20 protein-coding genes are annotated in these 19,868 nt (G+C 73.3%); 12 read left to right on the plus strand and 8 right to left on the minus strand.

Annotated elements, in window-relative coordinates:
* Positions 1-206 precede the first annotated feature (206 nt).
* The gene (locus tag ACZ4E1_RS30050; protein WP_467545364.1) at positions 207-1,505 is read left to right on the plus strand and encodes a DUF6986 family protein; all 1,299 of its coding nucleotides are present in this window, start codon (positions 207-209) and stop codon (positions 1,503-1,505) included.
* Positions 1,506-1,581: 76 nt separating this feature from the next.
* On the opposite strand, the gene ACZ4E1_RS30055 is transcribed toward ACZ4E1_RS30050, so the two are convergent.
* Positions 1,582-2,619: a LacI family DNA-binding transcriptional regulator gene (locus ACZ4E1_RS30055; RefSeq protein ID WP_467545367.1), complete on the minus strand. Its 1,038-nt coding sequence runs from the start codon at positions 2,617-2,619 to the stop codon at positions 1,582-1,584.
* 239 nt (positions 2,620-2,858) lie between these two features.
* Here ACZ4E1_RS30055 and ACZ4E1_RS30060 point away from each other — a divergent pair, with 239 nt between their 5' ends.
* Both ACZ4E1_RS30060 and ACZ4E1_RS30065 read left to right on the plus strand, forming a co-directional pair.
* Entirely contained in the window at positions 2,859-3,824 is a 966-nt protein-coding gene (locus tag ACZ4E1_RS30060; protein ID WP_467545369.1) for an ROK family protein, read from the plus strand.
* 222 nt (positions 3,825-4,046) lie between these two features.
* Positions 4,047-4,925 (plus strand): class I SAM-dependent methyltransferase, encoded by an 879-nt coding sequence (locus tag ACZ4E1_RS30065; RefSeq protein WP_467545371.1) that lies wholly within the window; start codon positions 4,047-4,049, stop codon positions 4,923-4,925.
* Between the two features lie 58 nt (positions 4,926-4,983).
* Here the strand turns inward: ACZ4E1_RS30065 and ACZ4E1_RS30070 are convergent, their stop codons facing one another.
* A complete protein-coding gene (locus ACZ4E1_RS30070; protein ID WP_467545373.1) occupies positions 4,984-5,601 on the minus strand; it encodes a LysE family translocator in 618 nt (205 codons plus the stop codon).
* A 110-nt stretch (positions 5,602-5,711) separates the two neighbouring features.
* Between ACZ4E1_RS30070 and ACZ4E1_RS30075 the strand changes: the two genes are divergently transcribed.
* A complete protein-coding gene (locus tag ACZ4E1_RS30075; RefSeq protein WP_467545375.1) occupies positions 5,712-6,164 on the plus strand; it encodes an Lrp/AsnC family transcriptional regulator in 453 nt (150 codons plus the stop codon).
* Between the two features lie 24 nt (positions 6,165-6,188).
* On the opposite strand, the gene ACZ4E1_RS30080 is transcribed toward ACZ4E1_RS30075, so the two are convergent.
* Entirely contained in the window at positions 6,189-6,575 is a 387-nt protein-coding gene (locus tag ACZ4E1_RS30080) for an anti-sigma factor antagonist (protein ID WP_467545377.1), read from the minus strand.
* A gap of 446 nt (positions 6,576-7,021) precedes the next feature.
* Between ACZ4E1_RS30080 and ACZ4E1_RS30085 the strand changes: the two genes are divergently transcribed.
* Positions 7,022-7,372, plus strand: a complete 351-nt coding sequence (locus ACZ4E1_RS30085) for a hypothetical protein (RefSeq protein WP_467545379.1) — start codon at positions 7,022-7,024, stop codon at positions 7,370-7,372.
* Between the two features lie 108 nt (positions 7,373-7,480).
* Positions 7,481-8,470, plus strand: a complete 990-nt coding sequence (locus tag ACZ4E1_RS30090) for an NUDIX domain-containing protein (protein ID WP_467545381.1) — start codon at positions 7,481-7,483, stop codon at positions 8,468-8,470.
* Between the two features lie 272 nt (positions 8,471-8,742).
* On the opposite strand, the gene ACZ4E1_RS30095 is transcribed toward ACZ4E1_RS30090, so the two are convergent.
* Positions 8,743-9,486 (minus strand): MBL fold metallo-hydrolase, encoded by a 744-nt coding sequence (locus ACZ4E1_RS30095; RefSeq protein WP_467545383.1) that lies wholly within the window; start codon positions 9,484-9,486, stop codon positions 8,743-8,745.
* Positions 9,487-9,565: 79 nt separating this feature from the next.
* Positions 9,566-10,930, minus strand: coding sequence for a M20/M25/M40 family metallo-hydrolase (locus tag ACZ4E1_RS30100; protein ID WP_467545385.1), 1,365 nt, complete (start codon positions 10,928-10,930; stop codon positions 9,566-9,568).
* Between the two features lie 177 nt (positions 10,931-11,107).
* On the opposite strand from ACZ4E1_RS30100, the gene ACZ4E1_RS30105 reads away from it, so the two are divergent.
* A complete protein-coding gene (locus ACZ4E1_RS30105) occupies positions 11,108-12,322 on the plus strand; it encodes a geranylgeranyl reductase family protein (protein ID WP_467545786.1) in 1,215 nt (404 codons plus the stop codon).
* Here ACZ4E1_RS30105 and ACZ4E1_RS30110 read toward each other — a convergent pair.
* Complete coding sequence (locus ACZ4E1_RS30110; protein ID WP_467545387.1) at positions 12,312-12,770, minus strand: nitroreductase family deazaflavin-dependent oxidoreductase; 459 nt, start codon at positions 12,768-12,770, stop codon at positions 12,312-12,314. The genes ACZ4E1_RS30105 and ACZ4E1_RS30110 overlap by 11 nt on opposite strands.
* A gap of 145 nt (positions 12,771-12,915) precedes the next feature.
* Here ACZ4E1_RS30110 and ACZ4E1_RS30115 point away from each other — a divergent pair, with 145 nt between their 5' ends.
* The 3 genes from ACZ4E1_RS30115 to ACZ4E1_RS30125 all read left to right on the plus strand — a co-directional run bounded on the left by ACZ4E1_RS30115 (position 12,916) and on the right by ACZ4E1_RS30125 (position 15,724).
* Positions 12,916-13,632, plus strand: coding sequence for a TetR/AcrR family transcriptional regulator (locus ACZ4E1_RS30115; protein ID WP_467545390.1), 717 nt, complete (start codon positions 12,916-12,918; stop codon positions 13,630-13,632).
* A 134-nt stretch (positions 13,633-13,766) separates the two neighbouring features.
* Positions 13,767-15,062: a sensor histidine kinase gene (locus ACZ4E1_RS30120; RefSeq protein WP_467545392.1), complete on the plus strand. Its 1,296-nt coding sequence runs from the start codon at positions 13,767-13,769 to the stop codon at positions 15,060-15,062.
* A complete protein-coding gene (locus tag ACZ4E1_RS30125) occupies positions 15,059-15,724 on the plus strand; it encodes a response regulator (RefSeq protein WP_467545394.1) in 666 nt (221 codons plus the stop codon). Before ACZ4E1_RS30120 ends, ACZ4E1_RS30125 begins: the two co-directional genes overlap by 4 nt.
* Positions 15,725-15,909: 185 nt before the next feature.
* Here the strand turns inward: ACZ4E1_RS30125 and ACZ4E1_RS30130 are convergent, their stop codons facing one another.
* Positions 15,910-17,442 (minus strand): MFS transporter, encoded by a 1,533-nt coding sequence (locus tag ACZ4E1_RS30130; RefSeq protein ID WP_467545396.1) that lies wholly within the window; start codon positions 17,440-17,442, stop codon positions 15,910-15,912.
* 87 nt (positions 17,443-17,529) lie between these two features.
* Between ACZ4E1_RS30130 and ACZ4E1_RS30135 the strand changes: the two genes are divergently transcribed.
* On the plus strand, positions 17,530-17,940 hold the full coding sequence (locus tag ACZ4E1_RS30135; RefSeq protein ID WP_467545398.1) for a MarR family winged helix-turn-helix transcriptional regulator: 411 nt from the start codon (positions 17,530-17,532) through the stop codon (positions 17,938-17,940).
* Positions 17,941-17,961: 21 nt separating this feature from the next.
* Here the strand turns inward: ACZ4E1_RS30135 and ACZ4E1_RS30140 are convergent, their stop codons facing one another.
* Positions 17,962-18,699, minus strand: coding sequence for a maleylpyruvate isomerase family mycothiol-dependent enzyme (locus ACZ4E1_RS30140; protein ID WP_467545400.1), 738 nt, complete (start codon positions 18,697-18,699; stop codon positions 17,962-17,964).
* A gap of 227 nt (positions 18,700-18,926) precedes the next feature.
* Here ACZ4E1_RS30140 and ACZ4E1_RS30145 point away from each other — a divergent pair, with 227 nt between their 5' ends.
* Positions 18,927-19,808 (plus strand): GNAT family N-acetyltransferase, encoded by an 882-nt coding sequence (locus ACZ4E1_RS30145; protein ID WP_467545402.1) that lies wholly within the window; start codon positions 18,927-18,929, stop codon positions 19,806-19,808.
* Positions 19,809-19,868: the final 60 nt, after the last annotated feature.

The following is a 19,868-nucleotide window of genomic DNA, read 5'->3' on the forward strand; positions in this document are numbered from 1 at the left end:
GCAGCTGACCGAGGAGGTCAAGACCCGCAAGGGCTGACCCGCTCCACTGTCGACGGGGCCGCGTGGTGTTCATCACCGCGCGGCCCCGTCCGCGTGACGGGACCATGCAAGGGAGCCATTGACTGACGTCATCACGGCCGTTAACTTCACTATGCGGATTGTTGATTCCGTGGAGTGGAAACATCGAGCATATGGAGGGTGCAGTAATGGGTCAGCAGGAGAAGGTGTCGACGAGCCTCGCCGGAGCGGTCAGCGAGGGCATCAGCGCCTCACTCGCCTCGGTCGACGCGGAGCTCGGGCGCCGCTACCCGGGAGACCCCGGCACCCGCCAGCCGGTCCACACCGTCTACGTCCCGGGCGACGCCTTCGACGCCGGTACCATCCGGTCCTGGGGCGACCAGGCGCTCGCGATGCTCGACGAGCACGCGCCCGACGCCGCTTCGTTCGCCAAGGTCCTCGGCCTGAGCGACGAGCTCGCCGAGCCCGTCTACAGCCGCGTACGCGCCAAGCTGGAGCGCGAGCCCGTCGAGGACCTCCGGGTCGACTTCGAGGACGGCTACCGCCCCAAGTCCGACGCCGACGAGGACGAGACGGCCGCCCGCGCCGCCCGCGTCATCTCCGAGGCGTTCGCGAACGGCACCGCCGCCCCGTACATGGGCATCCGCATGAAGTGCATGGAGGCCCCGGTCCGCGACCGCGGCATCCGCACCCTCGACATCTTCCTCACCGGCCTCATGGAGCACGGCGGCCTGCCCGAGGGTCTCGTCCTCACGCTGCCGAAGGTGACGTACCCCGAGCAGGTCACCGCGATGGTGCGGCTCCTCGAGGCCTTCGAGAAGCAGCACGGCCTGGAGGCCGGCCGGATCGGCTTCGAGATCCAGATCGAGACCAGCCAGTCCATCCTCGGCGCCGACGGCACCGCCGCCGTCGCCAAGATGATCGACGCCGCCGAGGGCCGCGCCACCGGCCTGCACTACGGCACCTTCGACTACAGCGCCTGCCTCGGCGTCTCCGCCGCCTACCAGGCCAGCGACCACCCGGCCGCCGACTACGCGAAGGCCGTCATGCAGGTCGCCGCCGCCGGCACGGGCGTCCGCGTCTCGGACGGCTCGACCAACGTCCTGCCGATCGGCACGACCGCCAAGGTCCACGACGCGATGCGCCTGCACTACGGCCAAACCCGCCGCGCCCTGGCCCGCGCCTACTACCAGGGCTGGGACATGCACCCGGGCCACATCCCCACCCGCTACGCCGCCGTCTTCGCCTTCTACCGCGAGGGCTTCGAGGCCGCCGCCGCGCGCCTCGCCGCCTACGCCAAGCAGGCCGCCGGCGACATCGCCGACGAGCCCGCCACTGCCAAGGCCCTCGCCGGCTACCTCCTGCGCGGCATGGACTGCGGTGCCCTCGACTCGGGCGAGGTCGTCAGCCGGACCGGCCTCACGCTCGCCGGCCTGGAGCACTACGCGGGCCCGCGCCGCGGCGACCTGACGGTCAAGGGCAAGTAGCCCCCGCCGCACCAAGACTCTGCCCCTCCCCGGGGTCGGCCGGGGAGGGGCAGAAACGTGTCCGGGACCGGATCGCTCAGTCGGCGGGCGGCAGCTCGCCCGAGCCGCGCCGGATCAGCCGCGTCGGCAGCTCGATGCGCTCCGGGAGCAGCGTCGCCCCGTCCAGCTGACGGAACAGCCGCTCCGCGGCCGTGCGGCCCAACTGCGCCGCGTCCTGCGCGACAACGGTCACGCCGGGGCTCAGCAGGTCACCCAGCTCGATGTCGTCGAAGCCCACGAGCGCGACGGAGCGCCGCTGCTCGGCCAGGACGCGGATCACCGTGACCGTCACGCGGTTGTTGCCCGCGAAGATCGCGGTCACCGGGTCGGGCCCGGCCAGCATCTCCTCGGCGGCCCGCCGCACCCGCTCCGGGTCGGTGACCCCCAGCGACATCCAGCGGTCCGCCACCGGTATACCGGCGTCCTCCATCGCGGCGCGGTAGCCGCGCAGTCGTTCCGCGGCCGTGTGGATGCGCGGCTGGTCGCCGATGAAGCCGATCCGCCGGTGCCCGCCCGCGATCAGGTGCGCCACGCCGTGCCGGGCCCCGCCGAAGCTGTCGGAGAGGACCACGTCCGCGTCGATCCGCCCGGCCGGACGGTCCACGAACACCGTGGCCACACCCGCCGCGATCTCCGGCTCCAGATAGCGGTGGTCGTCGCCGGCCGGGATCACCACGAGGCCGTCCACGCGCCGCGCGCACAGCGCGAGCACCAGCTCCTGCTCTCGCTCCGGGTCCTCCGCGCTCGACCCGTTGATGAGCAGCGCGCCGTGCGCCCGCGCGACCTCCTCCACGGCCCGGCTGAGCGGCCCGTAGAACGGGTCGGCGAGATCCTCCAGGACGAGACCGATGCTCGCCGTACGGCCTTTGCGCAGGACGCGGGCGCTGTCGTTGCGCCGGAAGCCGAGTGCGGCGATCGCCTCCTGCACGCGCCGCTCGGTGTCCGGGGTGACGCCCGGCTCCCCGTTGACGACACGGGACACGGTCTTGAGGCCGACTCCGGCCCGCGCGGCGACGTCCTTCATCGTCGGGCGGTTGCCGTAGCGGCTCTCGGTGCGGCGGGCGGTACGGTCCACTGTGCGCTGTCCTGTCCTGTCGTCGCGGCCGTGCGACCGGTCGAGGCGACCGCACTCGGAGGCGGGGCGACGGCCGTTCGTCAGGTGTTCATGATGCGGTATGCCGGTGTGGCGTCGAGCATAGGGCCTGGACAACGTTGTCAGGGTCGGGGGAGACTGTCGACCGCATGCTCAGGCTTCCTTAGAGTTGCCTCCTCGACCTGCCTTTTCCCGGCCTTCCCCAGGGGGATCCGACACCGATGCACATGGACCTCGTCGCCGCGCTGGACATCGGCGGCACCAAGATCGCCGGCGCCCTGGTGGACGACCGGGGCCGCATCCTGCTGCGGGCACAGCGGCCGACGCCCGCGCAGGAGGACGGCGACACGGTGATGGGCGCGGTCGAGGCGGTGCTCGACGAGCTCGCGGCCTCCCCGCTGTGGTCCGGCGCCCGCGCCGTCGGCATCGGCAGCGCGGGGCCCGTGGACCGCCCCGCGGGCACGGTCAGCCCGGTCAACGTGCCCGGCTGGCGCGGCTTCCCGCTCGTCTCCCGGGTCCGGTCCCGCGTCGGCGGCCTGCCCGTCGAGCTCGTCGGCGACGGGGTGGCGATGACGGCCGCCGAGCACTGGCAGGGCGCCGCGCGCGGCCACGACAACGCGCTGTGCATGGTGGTGTCCACCGGCGTCGGCGGCGGCCTGATCCTGGGCGGACAGCTGCACCCCGGCCCGACGGGCAACGCGGGCCACATCGGCCACATCAGCGTCGACCTCGACGGAGACCTCTGCCCCTGCGGCGCGCGCGGCTGCGTCGAGCGCATCGCGAGCGGTCCGAACATCGCCCGGCGCGCGCTCTCCGACGGCTGGCGCCCGGGGCCCGACGGCGACGCGTCCGCCGCGGCCGTGGCCCGCGCCGCCCGGGCGGGCGACAAGGCGGCCGTCGCCTCCTTCGAGCGCGCGGCCCAGGCCCTGGCCGCGGGCATCGCCGCCACGGCGACGCTCGTCGAGATCGACATCGCCGTGATCGGCGGGGGAGTGGCGAAGGCGGGCGAGGTCCTCTTCGCGCCGCTGCGCCGCGCCCTGCGGGACTACGCCACGCTCTCCTTCGTCCAGCGCCTGGAGGTGGCCCCCGCGTCCACGGGCACCGACGCGGGGCTCGTCGGAGCGGCGGCCGCGGCACTGCGCACGGGCGCCCGCCCGGACGAGGCGCACCACCCGCAGGCCGTCTGACCCGACGCCGGCCGGCTTCCCGGCGCACCGCCGTTCACCTGCCCTTCGCCCAGGATTCGTACGCGATTTCCGGGCATCGCGGGCTTCTGACGCCGTGCTTGAAGTGCGTGCTCCTGTTCCCCTACGGTCGCTGGAACGCAGCGCCCCCACAGCGCTCGTCCCCCACCCCCCCTTACCCCCATGTACGCCGTCACGTCGTCTACCCGTGAGGGTCACCGAACCATGCGAGCGCTACTTTCCGGCAAGACCGCCCGACGGGCCCTGCGCCCGGTCGTCGACCTCATCGACCAGCGGATCGACCAGCGCGTCGAACGCCGCGTCGCCCCGCTGCGCAATCGCCAGCGACCTCTGGAGCTCCTGCTCGACGGCACCGGACGCGGCCCGTCCCGGCTCCCCGCCCAGGTCCATCTCGACCGTCTCGTCGGGGAGTTGGAGCAGCTGACCGGCGACCGGGACGGCGCGGAACGCAACGTCGCCCAGTCCTTCCGCCTCCTCATCGCCCTGGAGTCCCTCGGCGTCGGCCGCATCGCCGGCGGCACCATGAACATCTGCGGCAAGCTCTCCGCCGTACCGCTGCTCGACCCACCGAACGACGACGTCCTGGAGATCGGCACGCTCTACGGGATGTTCGGCGCGGCCCTGATCCGCATGCTGGAGCGCGCGGGACGCGATCCGCGCCTGACGATCGTCGATCCGCTCGCCGGACTCCAGCTCCAGCCCGGCACCACCGAGGGCGCCGACCCGACGGGCGCCCCCGTGCGGGGCGCCGCCGTCCGCACCAACCTCGCCCTCGCCGGCGAGGCGGGCGCCGCGGCCCGCATCCAGCGCGGCTTCTCCGGCGACCCGGACGTCCGCGCCGCCGTCGCCGACCGCGCGTACGGCGTGATCATCGTCGACGGCGACCACTCGGCACCGGGCGTGGCGGCGGACCTGGCCTGGGTCGAGGAGATCGCGGCGCCCGGCGCCATCGTGGTCCTCGACGACTTCGGCCACCCCAAGTGGCCCGGAATCAAGGAGGCGTTCGAGAAACACATGGCGGGCGACACCCGCCTGAAGTTCCTGGGCCAGGCGGCCAACTCGGGGTTCCTGCGGGCGGATTGACGTTCCGCCGACGGCCGCCGGGCCGCATGCGTGAAGCAGGCGGCCCGGGGCCGAGGCCTCAGCCGGTCAGGCGTTCCGCCAGCAGCAAGGCGCCGATGGCGATCATCATGGCGCCGCTGACGCGGGTGACCAGGCGGGCGGCCGAGGGGCGGGTGCTCAGGACGGTGCGGGCCAGGACGCCGACGGCCAGGTAGACGACGGCGCACGCGATCAGGTGCACTGTGCTGAGCAGGCCCGTCTGCGCGGCCGCCGGCCAGCCGGTGGTGGGGTCGATGAACTGCGGGAACAGCGAGAAGTACAGCAGCAGGGCCTTCGGGTTCAGGCCGCTGGTTCCGGCCCCCTTGATCACGGCCCGCAGCCGGGAGGTGTCGGGGCCCGCATCGACGGCCGCCGGCACGGCCGGCTGCCGCAGTACGCCCCAGCCCAGCCACAGCAGATAGCCGGCGCCCGCCACGGTCAGTGCGGTGAGCGCGGCCGGGTAGCTCGCCACGACGACCGCCAGGCCCGCGACGGCCACGAGGGCGTAGACCGCGTGTCCGGCGATGAGTCCGGTGACCGCCGGGACGACGGAACGTCCCCTCAGTCCGGCGGAGATCGCGTAGGCCCAGTCCGCGCCCGGAGTGAACACCAGCAGCAGGTCCACCATCAGGAAGGCCGCCAGCGTCGTCGTGTCCATCGATCGTTCCCTCTCGCGTTGTTGCTCTGGAGGGAAGGCTAGGTCGAATCACCCCGAAGGTGTTTGCATCTTTACCCCGCTGCGGCGGCATCTGGGGGAGAATCTTCGTCATGGACGCAATGGATCGGAAAATTCTTGCTGAGCTGCAGTTCGACGGCCGCCTCACGATCACCGAGCTCGCCGCCCGGGTGCAGCTCAGCGTCTCGCCCTGCCACCGCAGGCTGCGCGACCTGGAACGCGAGGGGGCGATCCGCGGCTACCGCGCGGTCGTCGACCCGGCAGCCGTGGGCCTCAACTTCGAGGCGCTCGTCTTCGCGACCCTGCGCTGGGAGACCCCGGACACCGTCACCGCGTTCGAGGAGGCCGTGTCGGCGGTCCCGCACGTCCTCCAGGCGCAACGCCTCTTCGGTGAACCGGACTACCTCCTGCGCGTGGCCACCAGCGACCTGGCCGCCTTCCAGCGCCTCTACGACGAACAACTGGCGCGCCTGCCCGGAGTCCAGCGCCTGACCTCGACCCTGGTCATGAAGAACGTCATCACGGACCGGCCGCTGCCCGAGTAGGCGCGGCCCGGCAGCCCGCCGGGCTCAGCGGAGCGCTTCGTGGAGGGTCGGGACCGGGGTCAGGAGGTCGGTCAGGCCTGCCACGTCGATGATGCGCAGGGTCAGGGGGTGGCGGCAGATCACGGTGGTGCGGGCGCCGCGGGCGCGGGTGCGGCGGCTGGCGCGGACCAGGAGGGTCAGGCCGGAGCAGTCGAGGAAGGTCGTGGCGGTCAGGTCCACGGCCACGACCCGGTACGGGCCCGCCGCGACCGTGTCCAGGAGCGGCGTCATCCGCTGGAGCGCGAGGATGTCGATCTCCCCGTCGAGCTCGACCACGACGCTGTCGCCGGTCTCGCGGATCACGGGCGGCGGGCCGGGGTCGGCGGCGGAACGGGTGAGGGTGAGGTGGTCTGCGCGGTGGCCCTGTCGCATGGGTCCCCCCGGGTTCGGGCACCTGTCCGACTCCGGGAGGGGAGCCGAGGGTGAGGTCACGGAATCTCGGTATGCGGACGAAAACGCGGACGCCGGGGGCTGGGGCGTCTGCGCGGTCACGGTAACGGCCGGGCCCCCGGGTTACCCCGAGGTCTCGAATTCCCGCACGGACTCGTCACTTGATGGAGTGAATCGGGTGGTGACAGGTTGACCGAAAGGGGCAGGGGGGGGGCGGTGGCGTGATGGCCGCTGCCTCGGTCCGGAGCTCGCGGAGCGTCTGCCGCGCCGCGCGGACGTGCGGGGGCGGGCGGGCGAGGGGTCGGCCTGGCTGCCCCGGCTCGCCCCGCGCCTGCCGCTCGCCGTGCCCGTGCCGGTGCCGGTGCCGGTGGTCTTGGGTCGGCCCGCTCCGGCCGTGCGGCGACCGTCGAGGAGGTCGGCGTCCCATCGTGTCGCACATCAACTGGCCGGATTCCTACGGGCGTTGCCCGTCGTGGTCCTGCCTGTCGAGCGGGCGGGAGACTGTGCGCGCGGGACGCCGGAACCCGTCCCGTCATTGCTCGGCTCGCCCCTGTCATGGCGGCGACTTCCGCACCGGGAACCTGCTGATCGTCGCCGGCCGGATCGGCGCGGGCGTCGGCTTCGGCGGCCTGGGCTCGGGCGACCCCGCCGTCGACCTCGGCACTGACGACACGGCCTGGCCGCGGGGCTGGGCGCGTACGCCGGCACCAGCCCGGCGATCGCCGCGCAGGCTGCCCGCCAGGTTCGCCCGCGAGATCCGCGCGGCGCTCGCCGGCTGACCCCGCCCGCGCCCGGCGCGCACGGCGTGTCCGACCCCTCATCGGTGCCTGGTTTCCGTGGCAGGGTGTTGCGGGCAAGCCTCTGAGGGCCGACGAAGAGGGGGAACCGTGATCGTCTGGGTCAACGGCGCGTCTCGTGCGGGCAAGACCACCGCCGCCCGGGAGCTGATCGATCTGATCCCGAACTGCACGCTCTTCGACCCCGAGGTGATCGACGCCGAACTGGAGCGCCTGCTGCCGCCCAAGCGGCTCGCGGAAGTCAGTGACCGGCAGGACCTGCGCATCTGGCGACGCCTCGTGGTCGACACCGCCGCCGCCCTGCACGCCGAACTGGGCGGGGTGCTCGTGGTGCCCCTGGCGCTGCTGCGCCAGGAGTACCGCGACGAGATCTTCGGCGGGCTCGCCGCCCGCCGCATCCCGGTCTGCCATGTGCTCCTCACTCCAGGGGAAACGATCCTGCGCGAGCGCGACCCCGCCGGCGAGGCGCCGGCGGACATCGAGCCGTACCGCGCCGCGTTCACGACCTGGCTCGCCGCCGACGCCTACCCCGTCGACAACGGCGGCCTGACCCCGCGCGAGACCGCCGTACGGATCGCCGCCGCCGTCCGCACGGGGGAGGCGGCGCCCTGCGACATCGTCCAGACGCCCGAACCGACCGCCGAGACCGTCGCGGCCGGTGTCCTCCTCTTCGACGCCGAGGACCGGGTGCTGCTCGTCGACCCGACGTACAAGCCGGGCTGGGAGTTCCCCGGCGGGGTCGTCGAACCGGGGGAGGCGCCCGCGCGGGCCGGGATGCGGGAGGTCGTCGAGGAGACCGGGATACAACTCGCCGACGTGCCCGCCTTGTTGGTCGTCGACTGGGAGCGGCCCGTGCCTCCGGCGTACGGGGGGCTGCGGATGCTGTTCGACGGGGGGCGGCTGGAGAGCGGAGTCGAAGTCGTCCTGCCCGGGCCGGAGTTGAGGGCTTGGCGGTTCGTCACGGAGGAGGAGGCGGCGGGGTTGTTGCCGCCCGTTCGGTTCGAGCGGTTGAGGTGGGCGCTCAGGGCGCGGGAGCGGGGTGCTGCGCATTATCTGGAAGCGGGTGTGCCCTTGGGGTGACCTGGGGGTGGGTGCGGGGAACTCGCCGTAGGGGTGCGGTGCGGTGCGTTGGCGGCTTGCGGTGCGTCGTGGCTGGTCGCGCAGTTCCCCGCGCCCCTGGAGGCATGCGGCTTCGCCGCGCCTCCTCCCACCGGTGTGCCCCTGGAGGCATGCGCTTTGCCTCGCGTCCCACCCTCGGTGTGCCCCTGGAGGCATGCGCTTTGCCTCGCGTCCCACCCTCGGTGTGCCCCGGAGGCATGCGTTGCGCCGCGCGTCCCCCAGGGGTGCGGTCCTCAGGCCGGGAGGTCGTAGGGTGCGGCTGCTGCGCGCAGGGTCGCGCCCGCGTTGCTCGTCACCGGGTCGCCGTGGCCGAAGCAGGCCAGGTCCGTGTCCAGGGACGCCAAGTGGTGGGCGGACTGGACCGTCTGGGAGCGGTTCTGGTTGAAGACCCCGAGGATGACCTGGGAGTCCACGGGGGAGGCGGCGATCGCGTCGCCGGTGAACAGGACTCCGTGGTGCGGGAGATGGAGGGCGATCGAGCCCTCCGTGTGGCCCGGGGCGGGGATCACCACCGCGCCGCCGCCGACGCCGTCGAGGAGTTCGCCGTCCTTCAGTTCCCGCACCGAGGGCGGGAACTCGGGGTGCGTGGGCGGGGCGGGGAGCGCGGCCAGGGCCGCTGCGTGGATCGGGCGCTCCCAGTCCTCGAAGACCGGCTCCGGGCCGGGGCGTTCGCCGCGGATGTAGGGAGCGTCGAGGTGATGGGCGAGGATCTCGGCGCCGCTGACGCGGGCGAACTCGACGGCGCCGCCCGCGTGGTCCTCGTGGAAGTGGGTGAGGACGATGCGGCGCACGTCCTGCGGGGCGTGCCCCCAGTCCCGTACGGCGTCGGCGATCGGCCCGCCCGCGCCGTACGCGCCCGCGTCGATCAGGGTCAGCTCGGAACCGTCCCGCCAGAGGTAGGCCTGGCCGACGGGGAAGCGCAGGAGGCGCAGGTGTGGGGTGAGGTCGCGGATCTCGGTCACGGGGTAGGGCTTCATGGCGTGACCGTAGGCGCGGAACAGGCCGAGGGCCGCCCGACTCTGCCCGGAGCAGAGAGGAGCGGCCCTCGGGAACGCGTCAGTGGGCGGCGGCCGCGTACTTCTGGAGGAACAGCGCCTCCGCCACCGAGAGCCGCTTGAGCTCGTCCGGCGACACGCTCTCGTTCACCGCGTGGATCTGCGCCTCCGGCTCGCTGAGCCCGATGAGCAGGATCTCCGCCTCGGGGTAGAGCGAGGCCAGCGTGTTGCACAGCGGGATCGAGCCGCCCTGCCCGGCGAACTGCATCTCCTGGCCGTCGTACGCCTCCGCCATGGCCTCGGCCATCGCCGCGTACGCCGGGCTCTTGGTGTTCGCGCGGAACGCCTGGCCCTGACCCACCTGCTCGACGCTCACCTTCGCGCCCCACGGGGTGTGCGCCTCGATGTGCCCGGTCAGGAGCTTGGTCGCCTCGGCGGCGTCCTGGCCCGGCGGCACCCGCAGGCTGACCAGCGCGCGGGCGCCGGCCTGCACGGACGGCGTCGCGCCGACGACCGGCGGGCAGTCGATGCCGAGGACGGTCACGGCGGGCCGCGCCCAGATCCGGTCGGCGACCGTGCCGGAGCCGATCAGCTCGACCCCGTCGAGCACCTTCGCGTCCTTGCGGAAGCTCTCCTCGTCGTACTGCAGCCCGTCCCACTGCGCACCGCCCGGCAGCCCGTCGACGACGGTCGAACCGTCCTCGTCGCGCAGCGAGTCCAGTACGCGGATCAGCGCGGCGAGCGCGTCGGGCGCGGCCCCGCCGAACTGGCCGGAGTGCAGATTGCCCCCCAGCGTGTCGACCTGGACCCGCACCAGCGTCATGCCGCGCAGCGTCGAGGTCGCCGTCGGCAGGCCGACCCGGAAGTTGCCCGCGTCGCCGATGACGATGGTGTCGGCCGTCAGCAGGTCCGGGTGCTGCTCGGCGTAGCGCTCCAGGCCGCCCGTGCCCATCTCCTCCGAGCCCTCGGCGATGACCTTGACGCCGACCGGCACGCCGCCGTTCGCCTTCAGCGCGCGCAGGGCGAGCAGGTGCAGCAGCACCCCGCCCTTGCAGTCGGCGGAGCCGCGCCCGTACCAGCGGCCGTCCTCCCGCTCGGTCAGCTCGAACGGGGGCGTGGCCCACGCGCTCTCGTCCAGCGGCGGCTGCACGTCGTAGTGCGCGTACAGGAGCACGGTCGGGGCGCCCGCCGGGCCGGGCAGGTAGCCGTAGACGGACTGGGTGCCGTCCGGGGTGTCCAGGAGCGCGACGTCCTGGAAGCCCTCGGCGCGCAGCGCGTCGGCGACCCAGTTCGCGGCGCCCTCGCTCTCGCTCTTCGGGTACTGGTCGAAGTCCGCCACCGACTTGAAGGCCACCAGTTCGGTCAGCTCCGCCTTGGCGCGGGGCAGCAGAGAGGCGACGGTCTCGGCGATCGGATGCGGCGACATGGGCACGCTCCTCGTGGGTGCGACGTTGTACGGGGTGTGCCGATGATCCTCCCACAGCGGGTCCGCGCGGAGCCGGTCGTAGGATGCGGGGGAGCAAGGCGGCAGGCAGTCCCATCAGTGGCGATTCGGGAGCAGTAGACCATCGTGAGCAGCGAGAACCCGGCGGACGGCAACGAGATGGGCGACGAGCGCGACCTGAGCGTGTGGGACGTCGTCGTGGTGGGCGCGGGACCCGCCGGGGCGTCCGCCGCGTACGCGGCGGCGGTCGCCGGCCGGCGGGTGCTGCTCCTGGAGAAGGCCGAGCTCCCCCGGTACAAGACGTGCGGCGGCGGCATCATCGGCCCCTCGCGCGACGCGCTGCCGCCGGGCTTCGAGCTGCCGTTCAAGGACCGGATCGACGCGGTCACCTTCTCGCTCAACGGCAAGTACACGCGCACGCGGCGCTCGCGCAGCATGCTGTTCGGTCTGATCAACCGTCCGGAGTTCGACGCCCAGCTCGTCGAGCACGCCCAGAAGGCCGGGGCCGAACTGCGCACGGGCGTCACCGTGTCGCGCGTCGAGCAGCACGGTTCGGCCGTCCCCGACCGGCGCACCGTCGCCGTCGTGCTGCAGGACGGCGAGACGGTCCTGGCGCGGGCCGTCGTCGGCGCGGACGGCAGCGCCAGCCGCATAGGAGCGCACGTCGGGGTCAAGCTCGACCAGGTGGACCTCGGTCTGGAGGCGGAGATCCCGGTGCCACAGACGGTCGCCGAGGACTGGCGCGGGCGCGTCCTCATCGACTGGGGCCCGATCCCCGGCAGTTACGGCTGGGTGTTCCCCAAGGGCGACACGCTCACCGTCGGCGTGATCTCGGCGCGCGGCGAAGGCGCCGCCACCAAGCGGTACTTGGAGGACTTCATCGGGCGGCTCGGCCTCGCCGGGTTCGAGCCCGCCCTCTCCTCGGGCCACCTGACCCGCTGCCGCGCCGACGACTCGCCGCTGTCGCGCGGCCGGGTCCTCGTGTGCGGTGACGCGGCCGGCCTGCTGGAGCCGTGGACCCGTGAGGGCATCTCGTTCGCGCTGCGCTCGGGGCGGCTCGCGGGGGAGTGGGCGGTGCGGGTCGCCGAGGCGCACGACGCGGTGGACGCGCGACGGCAGGCGCTGAACTACGCGTTCGCGATCAAGGCCGGGCTCGGTGTCGAGATGGCCGTGGGCCGGCGGATGCTGACCGTGTTCGCCCGGCGGCCCGGACTGATCCACACGGCGATCACCGGCTTCCGCCCCGCCTGGCACGCCTTCGCCAAGATCGTCCGCGGCTCGTCCTCGCTGGCCGAGATCGTGCGCACGCACCCGCTCGCGGGACGCGCGCTGTCCCGGCTCGACAAGCAGGAGGGCGACGCGGTCAGCTCGTGACCGTGATGCGGAAGACCGGGTGGTCGGGCGCGATGCGGCGCAGCTCCTCGTCGGAGGAGTCGGGGCCGACACCGTTGAAGAACACCCCGACCTCGGCCTTCCAGCGCTTCAGGTAGGACCGCAGCAGGGCCGGCTTGTCGTCGTCGGCGACCTCGACCGCCGTGAACGTGTCGGCGCGCTTGCCGAGGCGCAGCTCGCCGCCGCCCGCGGCCCGCATGTTATGCGTCCACTGCACATGGCCGCGCGGCGCGACGAGGTACTGCTGCCCGTCCACCGTCAGCAGGTTGACCGGCGTCGTGCGCCACTCGCCGCTCTTGCGGCCCCGGACGGCCAGCACCCGGGAACCCCAGACGCTCATGCCCCGGCGGGTGAACCAGGCGACGGCCCGGTTCATGACGTTGACGGTGAACCATCCGGGCTTCTGCACGTGCGGGGTCGACGCGGACATCGTGTCCTCCAGGAAAGTGTGAGCGGTGCTCTCGCTTGAGAGCAGTCTGCACCCGTGGGGTGTGCCGACGCAAGAGCAGTGCTCTCTTTTGTGTGCGGCGTTCCGCGATGTGTGCACCGCTCCGCTCGCGTGCGAGACTGGCCGCATGAGTACGACCCGCAGCACGCCTTCCCGGACCACCCAAGGGGCTCGCGCACGCGCCCGGATGGAGATCACCGCGGCCATCAAGGACGAGGCGCGCAGACAGCTCGCCGACGAAGGCGCGGCCAAGCTGTCACTGCGCGCCGTCGCCCGTGAGCTCGGCATGGCCTCCTCGGCCCTGTACCGGTATTTCCCGAGCCGCGACGACCTGCTGACCGCCCTGATCATCGACGCGTACGACTCCCTGGGCGAGGCCGCGGAGAGAGCGGACGCCGGCCGGGCCGAGGGAGCCACACCCCTCACGCGCTGGGTGGACGTCTGCGTCGCGGTACGGGTCTGGGCGCTCGCGCACCAGCAGGAGTACGCGCTCATCTACGGCTCGCCCGTGCCGGGCTACAGCGCGCCGCAGAGCACGGTCCCGGCGGCGGCCCGGGTCGGCCTGCTGCTGATCGGCCTGGTCCGGGAGGCCCACGAGGCGGGTGAGACCGTTCTGCCGCCGCTCGAAGGAGTGGCGCGGCCGGAGGCGGAGCGGATCGCCGCGGATCTCGCGCCCGATCTGCCGCCCGAGATCGCGGCGGCCCTGGTCACGGCGTGGGCGCAGCTCTTCGGGCTCGTCGGCTTCGAGGTGTTCGGCCAGTTCCAGCGCGTGGTGGAGGACCGCGCCGCGTTCTTCGCGCAGGCCGCGACGCGGCTCGCCGAAGGGGTCGGGCTCACGCGATGACCAGGGCGGGTCCGCCCACGACGCGGGCCGTCGGGCGGCGCGGCGGAGCGTGCGGCGCGTACTCCGCGGGGAGTATGTGTGATCGCCACGCCGGGCTGACGCCGGTCGCGGGGCCCGGCCCTTAGCGTGGCGGCATGGACGAACGACGCGAGCGCGCCGGCGGTCCGCCGCCCGGCGACCCGGGCGGCGGGCCGCCGTGGAGCGGGCCGGGCCCCGGGTGGTGGAACCAGGGGCCCGCCTGGTGGAACCGGACCGGCGGCCCGCGGTGGCCGTGGCGGTCCACGGTGTTCGTCACCGTGTTCGTGCTCGTCGGGTCGAGCTTCGCCGGGCACGGCCAGACCGACCGCGTGCAGCTCGACGTGTTCGCGCGCCTGCTGCTGCTCGCCGCCGGGCTCGCGCTGCTGTGGCGGCAGCGGTACCCCGTCGCCGTGGCCTTCGGCACGGCCGCGCTGGCGCTCGTCTACCTGGGCGCCGGATATCCGTACGGGCCCGTCTTCCTCACCGTGGCGCTGGCCTGCTTCTCCGCGATCGTCGCCGGGTACCGGTGGGCCGCCTGGGGTGCGGTCGGGCTGCTCTGGGCCGGGCATCTGGTCATCGCGCACTGGCTCTACCCGCACCTGCCGCCCGCCCACGACGACGCCGCGTCCTGGGGGCAGGAAGGCCTGATCCTCGCCTGGGTGCTCGCCGTCGTCGCCGTCGCCGAACTGGCCCGCGCCCGCCGCGAGCAGTGGCAGCAGGCCCGTGCCGAACGGGAACGGGCCGCGCGCCGGCGAGCCGACGAGGAGCGGCTGCGCATCGCCCGCGAACTCCACGACGTCCTCGCCCACTCCCTCTCCGTGATCAACGTGCAGGCGGGCGTCGGCCTCGCCCTCCTCGACGGCGACCCGGAACAGGCCCGCACCGCCCTCACCACCATCAAGGCCGCCAGCAAGGAGGCCCTCGGCGAGGTGCGCCAGGTCCTCGACACCCTGCGCACGCCCGGCGACGCGCCCCGCGCCCCGGCCCCCGGACTCGACCGGCTGCCCGAACTCGTCGAGCAGGCGGGCCACGCCGGACTCACCGTCGACGTCGCCACGGAGGGGCGGCCGGTGCCGCTCGCGCCCGGCGCCGACCTCGCCGCTTTCCGCATCGTGCAGGAGGCGCTGACCAACGTCGTACGGCACTCCGAGTCCCGGCGGGCCCGGGTGCGGGTGCGGCACGCCACCGACGACGTGACCCTCACCGTCGACGACGACGGGCCCGCGAGTCACGCCGAGGCCGGCGGCAGCGGCAACGGACTCGCCGGAATGCGGGAGCGGGCCGCGGCGCTCGGTGGCACCATCGAGGCGGGTCCGCGGGCCGACGGCGGATTCCGGGTCGTCGCCACGCTGCCGCGCACCCCGCCCGCCGCGTCGTCGGCGCCCGAACCGTCATCGGAGGCCCCCCGTTGATCCGCGTCCTGCTCGCCGACGACCAGTCGCTGGTCCGCGCCGGATTCAAGGCGCTGCTCGACGCCCAGCCCGACATCGAGGTGGCGGGCGAGGCCGCCGACGGGGAGGCGGCGGTGCGGATGGTCCGCGAACTGCGGCCCGACGTCGTGCTCATGGACATCCGGATGCCGCTGCTCGACGGGCTCGCGGCGACGCGGCGCATCGGTGACGATCCGGATCTGTCGGCCGTGCGCGTCGTCATGCTGACGACCTTCGAGCTCGACGAGTACGTCTTCGAGGCGATCCGCGCCGGGGCGTCCGGGTTCCTCGTCAAGGACACCGAGCCCGACGAACTGCTGCGGGCGGTGCGGGCCGTCGTGCACGGGGACGCGCTGCTGTCGCCCGGGGTGACGCGGCGGCTCATCTCGGAGTTCGCCGCGCGGTCGAAGGAGCCGGCCGCGGCGGGGGCGCTGGCGCAGCTCACCGAGCGGGAGCGGGAGGTGATGGCGCTGGTCGGGATCGGCCTGTCCAACGAGGAGATCGCACGGCGGCTCGTCGTCAGTCCCCTCACCGCGAAGACGCATGTGAGCCGGACGATGGTGAAGCTCGGGGCACGCGATCGCGCCCAACTCGTCGTCCTGGCCTACGAATCGGGCCTGGTCCGCCCGGGCTGGCTCGGCTGACCCGATCCCGTCGCCGGGCTCTCGCCGTGAGGTCCGGGCGGGTGCGCCGGCTGCCGCCCGGTGGGGCTTCTCGCGCCCCGCGGCGGAGCCGCTGATAGACACAGCCCCGCGCCCCTGACGGGGCACGGGCAGAGGGGCCGGCTCGCACCCCCGTGGCGGGCCGGTCCCTCTGGTGCGGGGTGGGGTCAGTCCCGTACGGGGACGCGGTCCTCCGCTGCCTCCGGTACGGAGCGGGCCACGACCACCGAGTCCTGCGAGCGGCTGCGCCGCAGGCCCGGCAGGGTGATCAGCAGGCCCGCCACCGCGATCGCGGTGACGACCACGAGGCCCGGCCGGAAGCTGTCGAGGACGGCCTGCGGGGAGGAGCCCTCCGGCGCGTTCGCGGTGACGACCGCGGTCACGACGGCCAGGAAGATCGCCCCGCCCACCTGCACGGACGTGTTCAGGAGGCCGGAGACCATGCCCTGTTCGTCGTCGTCGACACCGTTGGTGGCCTGGATGTTGAGGGACGGGAAGACCAGGGCGCACGCGGCGCCGATCAGCAGCATCGTCGGCAGGATGACGACCGCGTAGACGGGGTCGAGGTTGATCCGGAGGAAGAGCGCGTAGCCGACGACCATCAGCCCGAACCCGACGGCGATCAGCCGCGGGGTGCCGAACCGGTCCACGACCGCGCCGACCTTCGTCGAGGACAGCGCCACCAGCGCACCCGCGGGCAGGAACGCCAGCGCCATGCTGAGCGCCGACCAGCCGAGGAGCGACTGCAGGTACAGCGTCGCGAGGAACTGGAAGCTGACGTACGAGCCGAAGAAGGTCATCGCGCCGAGCTGGGCCCGGATCTGCGAGCCGGAGCGCAGCACGCCGAGGCGGATCAGCGGGCCGGGGGAGCGCCGCTCGATGCGGACGAAGAGGGTGAGGAGGACGGCGACGGCGAGGAAGGAGAGGAGGGTGCGGGGTGAGCCCCAGCCGGCCTCCGGTGCCTGGACCACGGTGAAGACGAGCAGCAGCATCGACAGGGTGCCGGTGACGGCGCCCGGGACGTCGTAGCCGCGGTGGTTCTCCTCCTTGGCGCTGTGCGGGATGAGCTTGATGCCGACGAGCAGCGCGATCAGGGCGATCGGCGCGGGCAGCAGCATGGTCAGGCGCCAGCTGGCCTCGGTGAGCAGTCCGGACAGGACGAGGCCCATGGAGAAGCCGGTGGCGGCGCAGGTGGTGTAGATGGACAGGGCGCGGTTGCGGACCGGGCCCTCGGCGAACGTCGTCGTGATGATGGACAGGCCGGCCGGTGCGGTGAAGGCCGCGCTGAGGCCCTTGATGAAGCGGCTCGCGATGAGCAGCGGTCCGGAGTCGACGAGTCCGCCGAGCACGGAGGCCAGGGCGAAGACGCCGAGCGCGATCAGGAAGACGCGGCGGCGCCCGAGCAGGTCGGCCGCGCGGCCACCGAGCAGCAGCAGGCCGCCGTAGCCCAGGATGTAGCCGCTGACGACCCATTGGAGGGTCGCCGTCGACAGGCCGAGTTCGGTGCCGATCGAGGGCAGGGCGACGCCGACCATCGAGACGTCGAGCGCGTCGAGGAACATCGCGGCGCAGAGTACGAGCAGGGTCCCCCACAGTCGGGGCGACCAGTGGGACTGATCCGGTGCGGTCGACTGAGCCTTGGCGGTCGGCTCCGGGGACGACGGAGCGGACGCCGCGGCGTCGGTGAGCGGAGAGGTCATGTGCAGCACACTACATGCACATGCATTGACTGCAAGTGCATTTAATTCCGATGCAACAAAGGGCGTCTTTTCTGCTACGGTGCGGTTATGACGGCACAGGAGTCGGGAGCGAGGGCCGGCGCGGGCCTCGTGGATCAATGGCGGGACATCCTCGCCAAGCACGCGCGCACCATGTGTGAGCTCGATCGTGAGCTGCACGGACACGGCCTGGGCGCCAGCGACTTCGAGGTGCTCGACGTGCTCGCCGAAGGCACCCCGCAGGACGACTCCGCCGGGTTCCGCGTGCAGGAGATCGCCGGCCAGGTCCACCTGAGCCAGAGCGCACTGTCCCGGCTCATCGGCCGCCTGGAGAAGGACGGCCTCGTCGCGCGCGGCATGTGCAGCGAGGACCGCCGCGGGGTGCGGGTGTGCCTGACCCCGAAGGGGCGCGCTCTGCACACCGAGGTGCGGCCGCTGCAGCGGGCCGTCCTGAGCCGGATGCTGGAGTCCGACGCCTGACGGCCCGCACGGCCCACCGGCTCAGCTCCAGGTGATCGCCGAGTTCTCCCGCCACAGCGCGGCGACGGCGGCGTCGCCACTCACGGACGGGAACGGGGCGCGGTTCCACAGCGCCACGTACAGTTGTGCGGCGGTCCCGGCAACTTCGCAGTCGGCCTCGCCCGGTTCGCCGAGCTCGGTCGCCGGGGGATCCTGGCTGATCCGCACGGTCCAGACGCGGTCCGCGTCCGTCGCGCGCACCCGCAGCGTCTTCGGCACGTCGGACCGCACCCGGCTCTTGGGGCGGGCGTGCATCCCGAGGAGCAGCTCCTCGATCCCGTCGACGGCGAGCTCGCGCGGGACGGTGTCCGGCGCGGTCGCGAGCGCCGACTGGGCGTCCACGCGGTGCACGGTCGTCTCGTGCGCCTGACGTCGCGCCCAGAACGCGAGCGGTGACGGAGCGGGCAGGAAGCTCCAGCACGCCACGTCGGGCCGGGCCCGCGTGAGCGTGTCCACGAGCCGCGCGTACCCCTCCCGGAACCAGGCGACGAGCGCCTCCCCGTCGAGATCGGGCAGCCCTCCGTCGGGGTGGTACGAGGTGTGGCCCTCCGCGACGAAGGCCGCGGCCCAGCGGTGCACCATGCCCGTGTGCCGCAGCAGGTCGCGGATCTGCCAGTCGGGGCAGGTGGGCACCTTGGCGTCGGTCCCGGCCCGCTCGGCGGCGTCCGCGAGCGCGCGGCCCTCACGGTCGAGGGCCTGAAGGTGTTCGGCGATGTCCATGCGGTGAGTGTGCCGGGTGGAGACCGCTTCGGGGCAGGAGTTTTCTCTGTTCTCCTGTGGCCTCAAATGCGTTGCCCGGGAAGGGCGGAGCCGCTAAGTTCGGTGCGCCGTCCGCCCGTTCGGGAGGACCGGCGCCGTCGACGAGGGGGTGTGGAGCACATGCGCAGGAGTGCCCGGCAGCTGGACCCGCGTACCGCCCATGACCGCATCCTCATCACGGAGACACCTTGTCGCTGCACCTCACCCCACTGACGGACCCCGCCGACGGGCCGCACAGCCGGCGCCTGGCATGGCTGGCGTCCGATGCCGACGAGCACCCCGTCGGCACCGCTTTCCTGCGCCTGTTCACCGACCCCGGCCAGGAGCACCTGGCCGAACTGACGCTGCGCGTCCATCCCGCCGAGCGCCGCAAGAGCGTCGGCTCCCGGCTCCTCGACGCCGCGGTGGCCGTCGCCCGGGAGGACGCCCGACGCTGCGTCGTCGCGCAGGCCGAGGCGGGATCGTCCGCCGACCGCTTCCTGCCCGCGCGCGGCTTCCGCAAGGTCCTCACCCTGCGGTACGCCCGCCTGCCGCTGGCCGGCCTGGACACCGCCGCACTCGCCGAGACCGTCGAGCGCCCGCATCCCGGCTACCGGCTGGAGGCCTGGCAGGGCACCGTCCCCGACGACCTGGCGCTCACGTTCGCCGCATCGCGCCGCGCCATGGACGACATGCCCATGGACGACACCGACTACGGCACCGTGACCTGGGACGTGGACCGGGTCCGGGCCGTGGCGCGGGCCGTCGCGGAGCGCGGCGACCGGTTGGACACCGTCGTGGCCGTCGACACCTCGGACGGTTCGATCGCCGGGTTCACCGAACTCGTCACGCCCGGCGACGGCACCGGTGACGGTCAGCACTACGGCACGGCCGTGCTGCCCGAGCACCGGGGCCACGGGCTCGGCCGGTGGATGAAGGCCGAGTCGATCCGTCGGGCCCACCGTGACGTCCCGGGCCTCGACGGCCTGCTGACCGACACGGCGGACAGCAACGCGCACATGCGGCACATCAACGACAGCCTCGGGTACGTGCCGACGCACACGACGCACCAGTACCAGCTGGATCTCTAGGGGTGTGCGGGCGGGCCGGTCGGGGCGAAGTCCCCGACCGGCCCGTCGTCGTGCGTGGGC

The sequence above is a fragment of the Streptomyces sp. NPDC025806 genome (assembly GCF_055558275.1).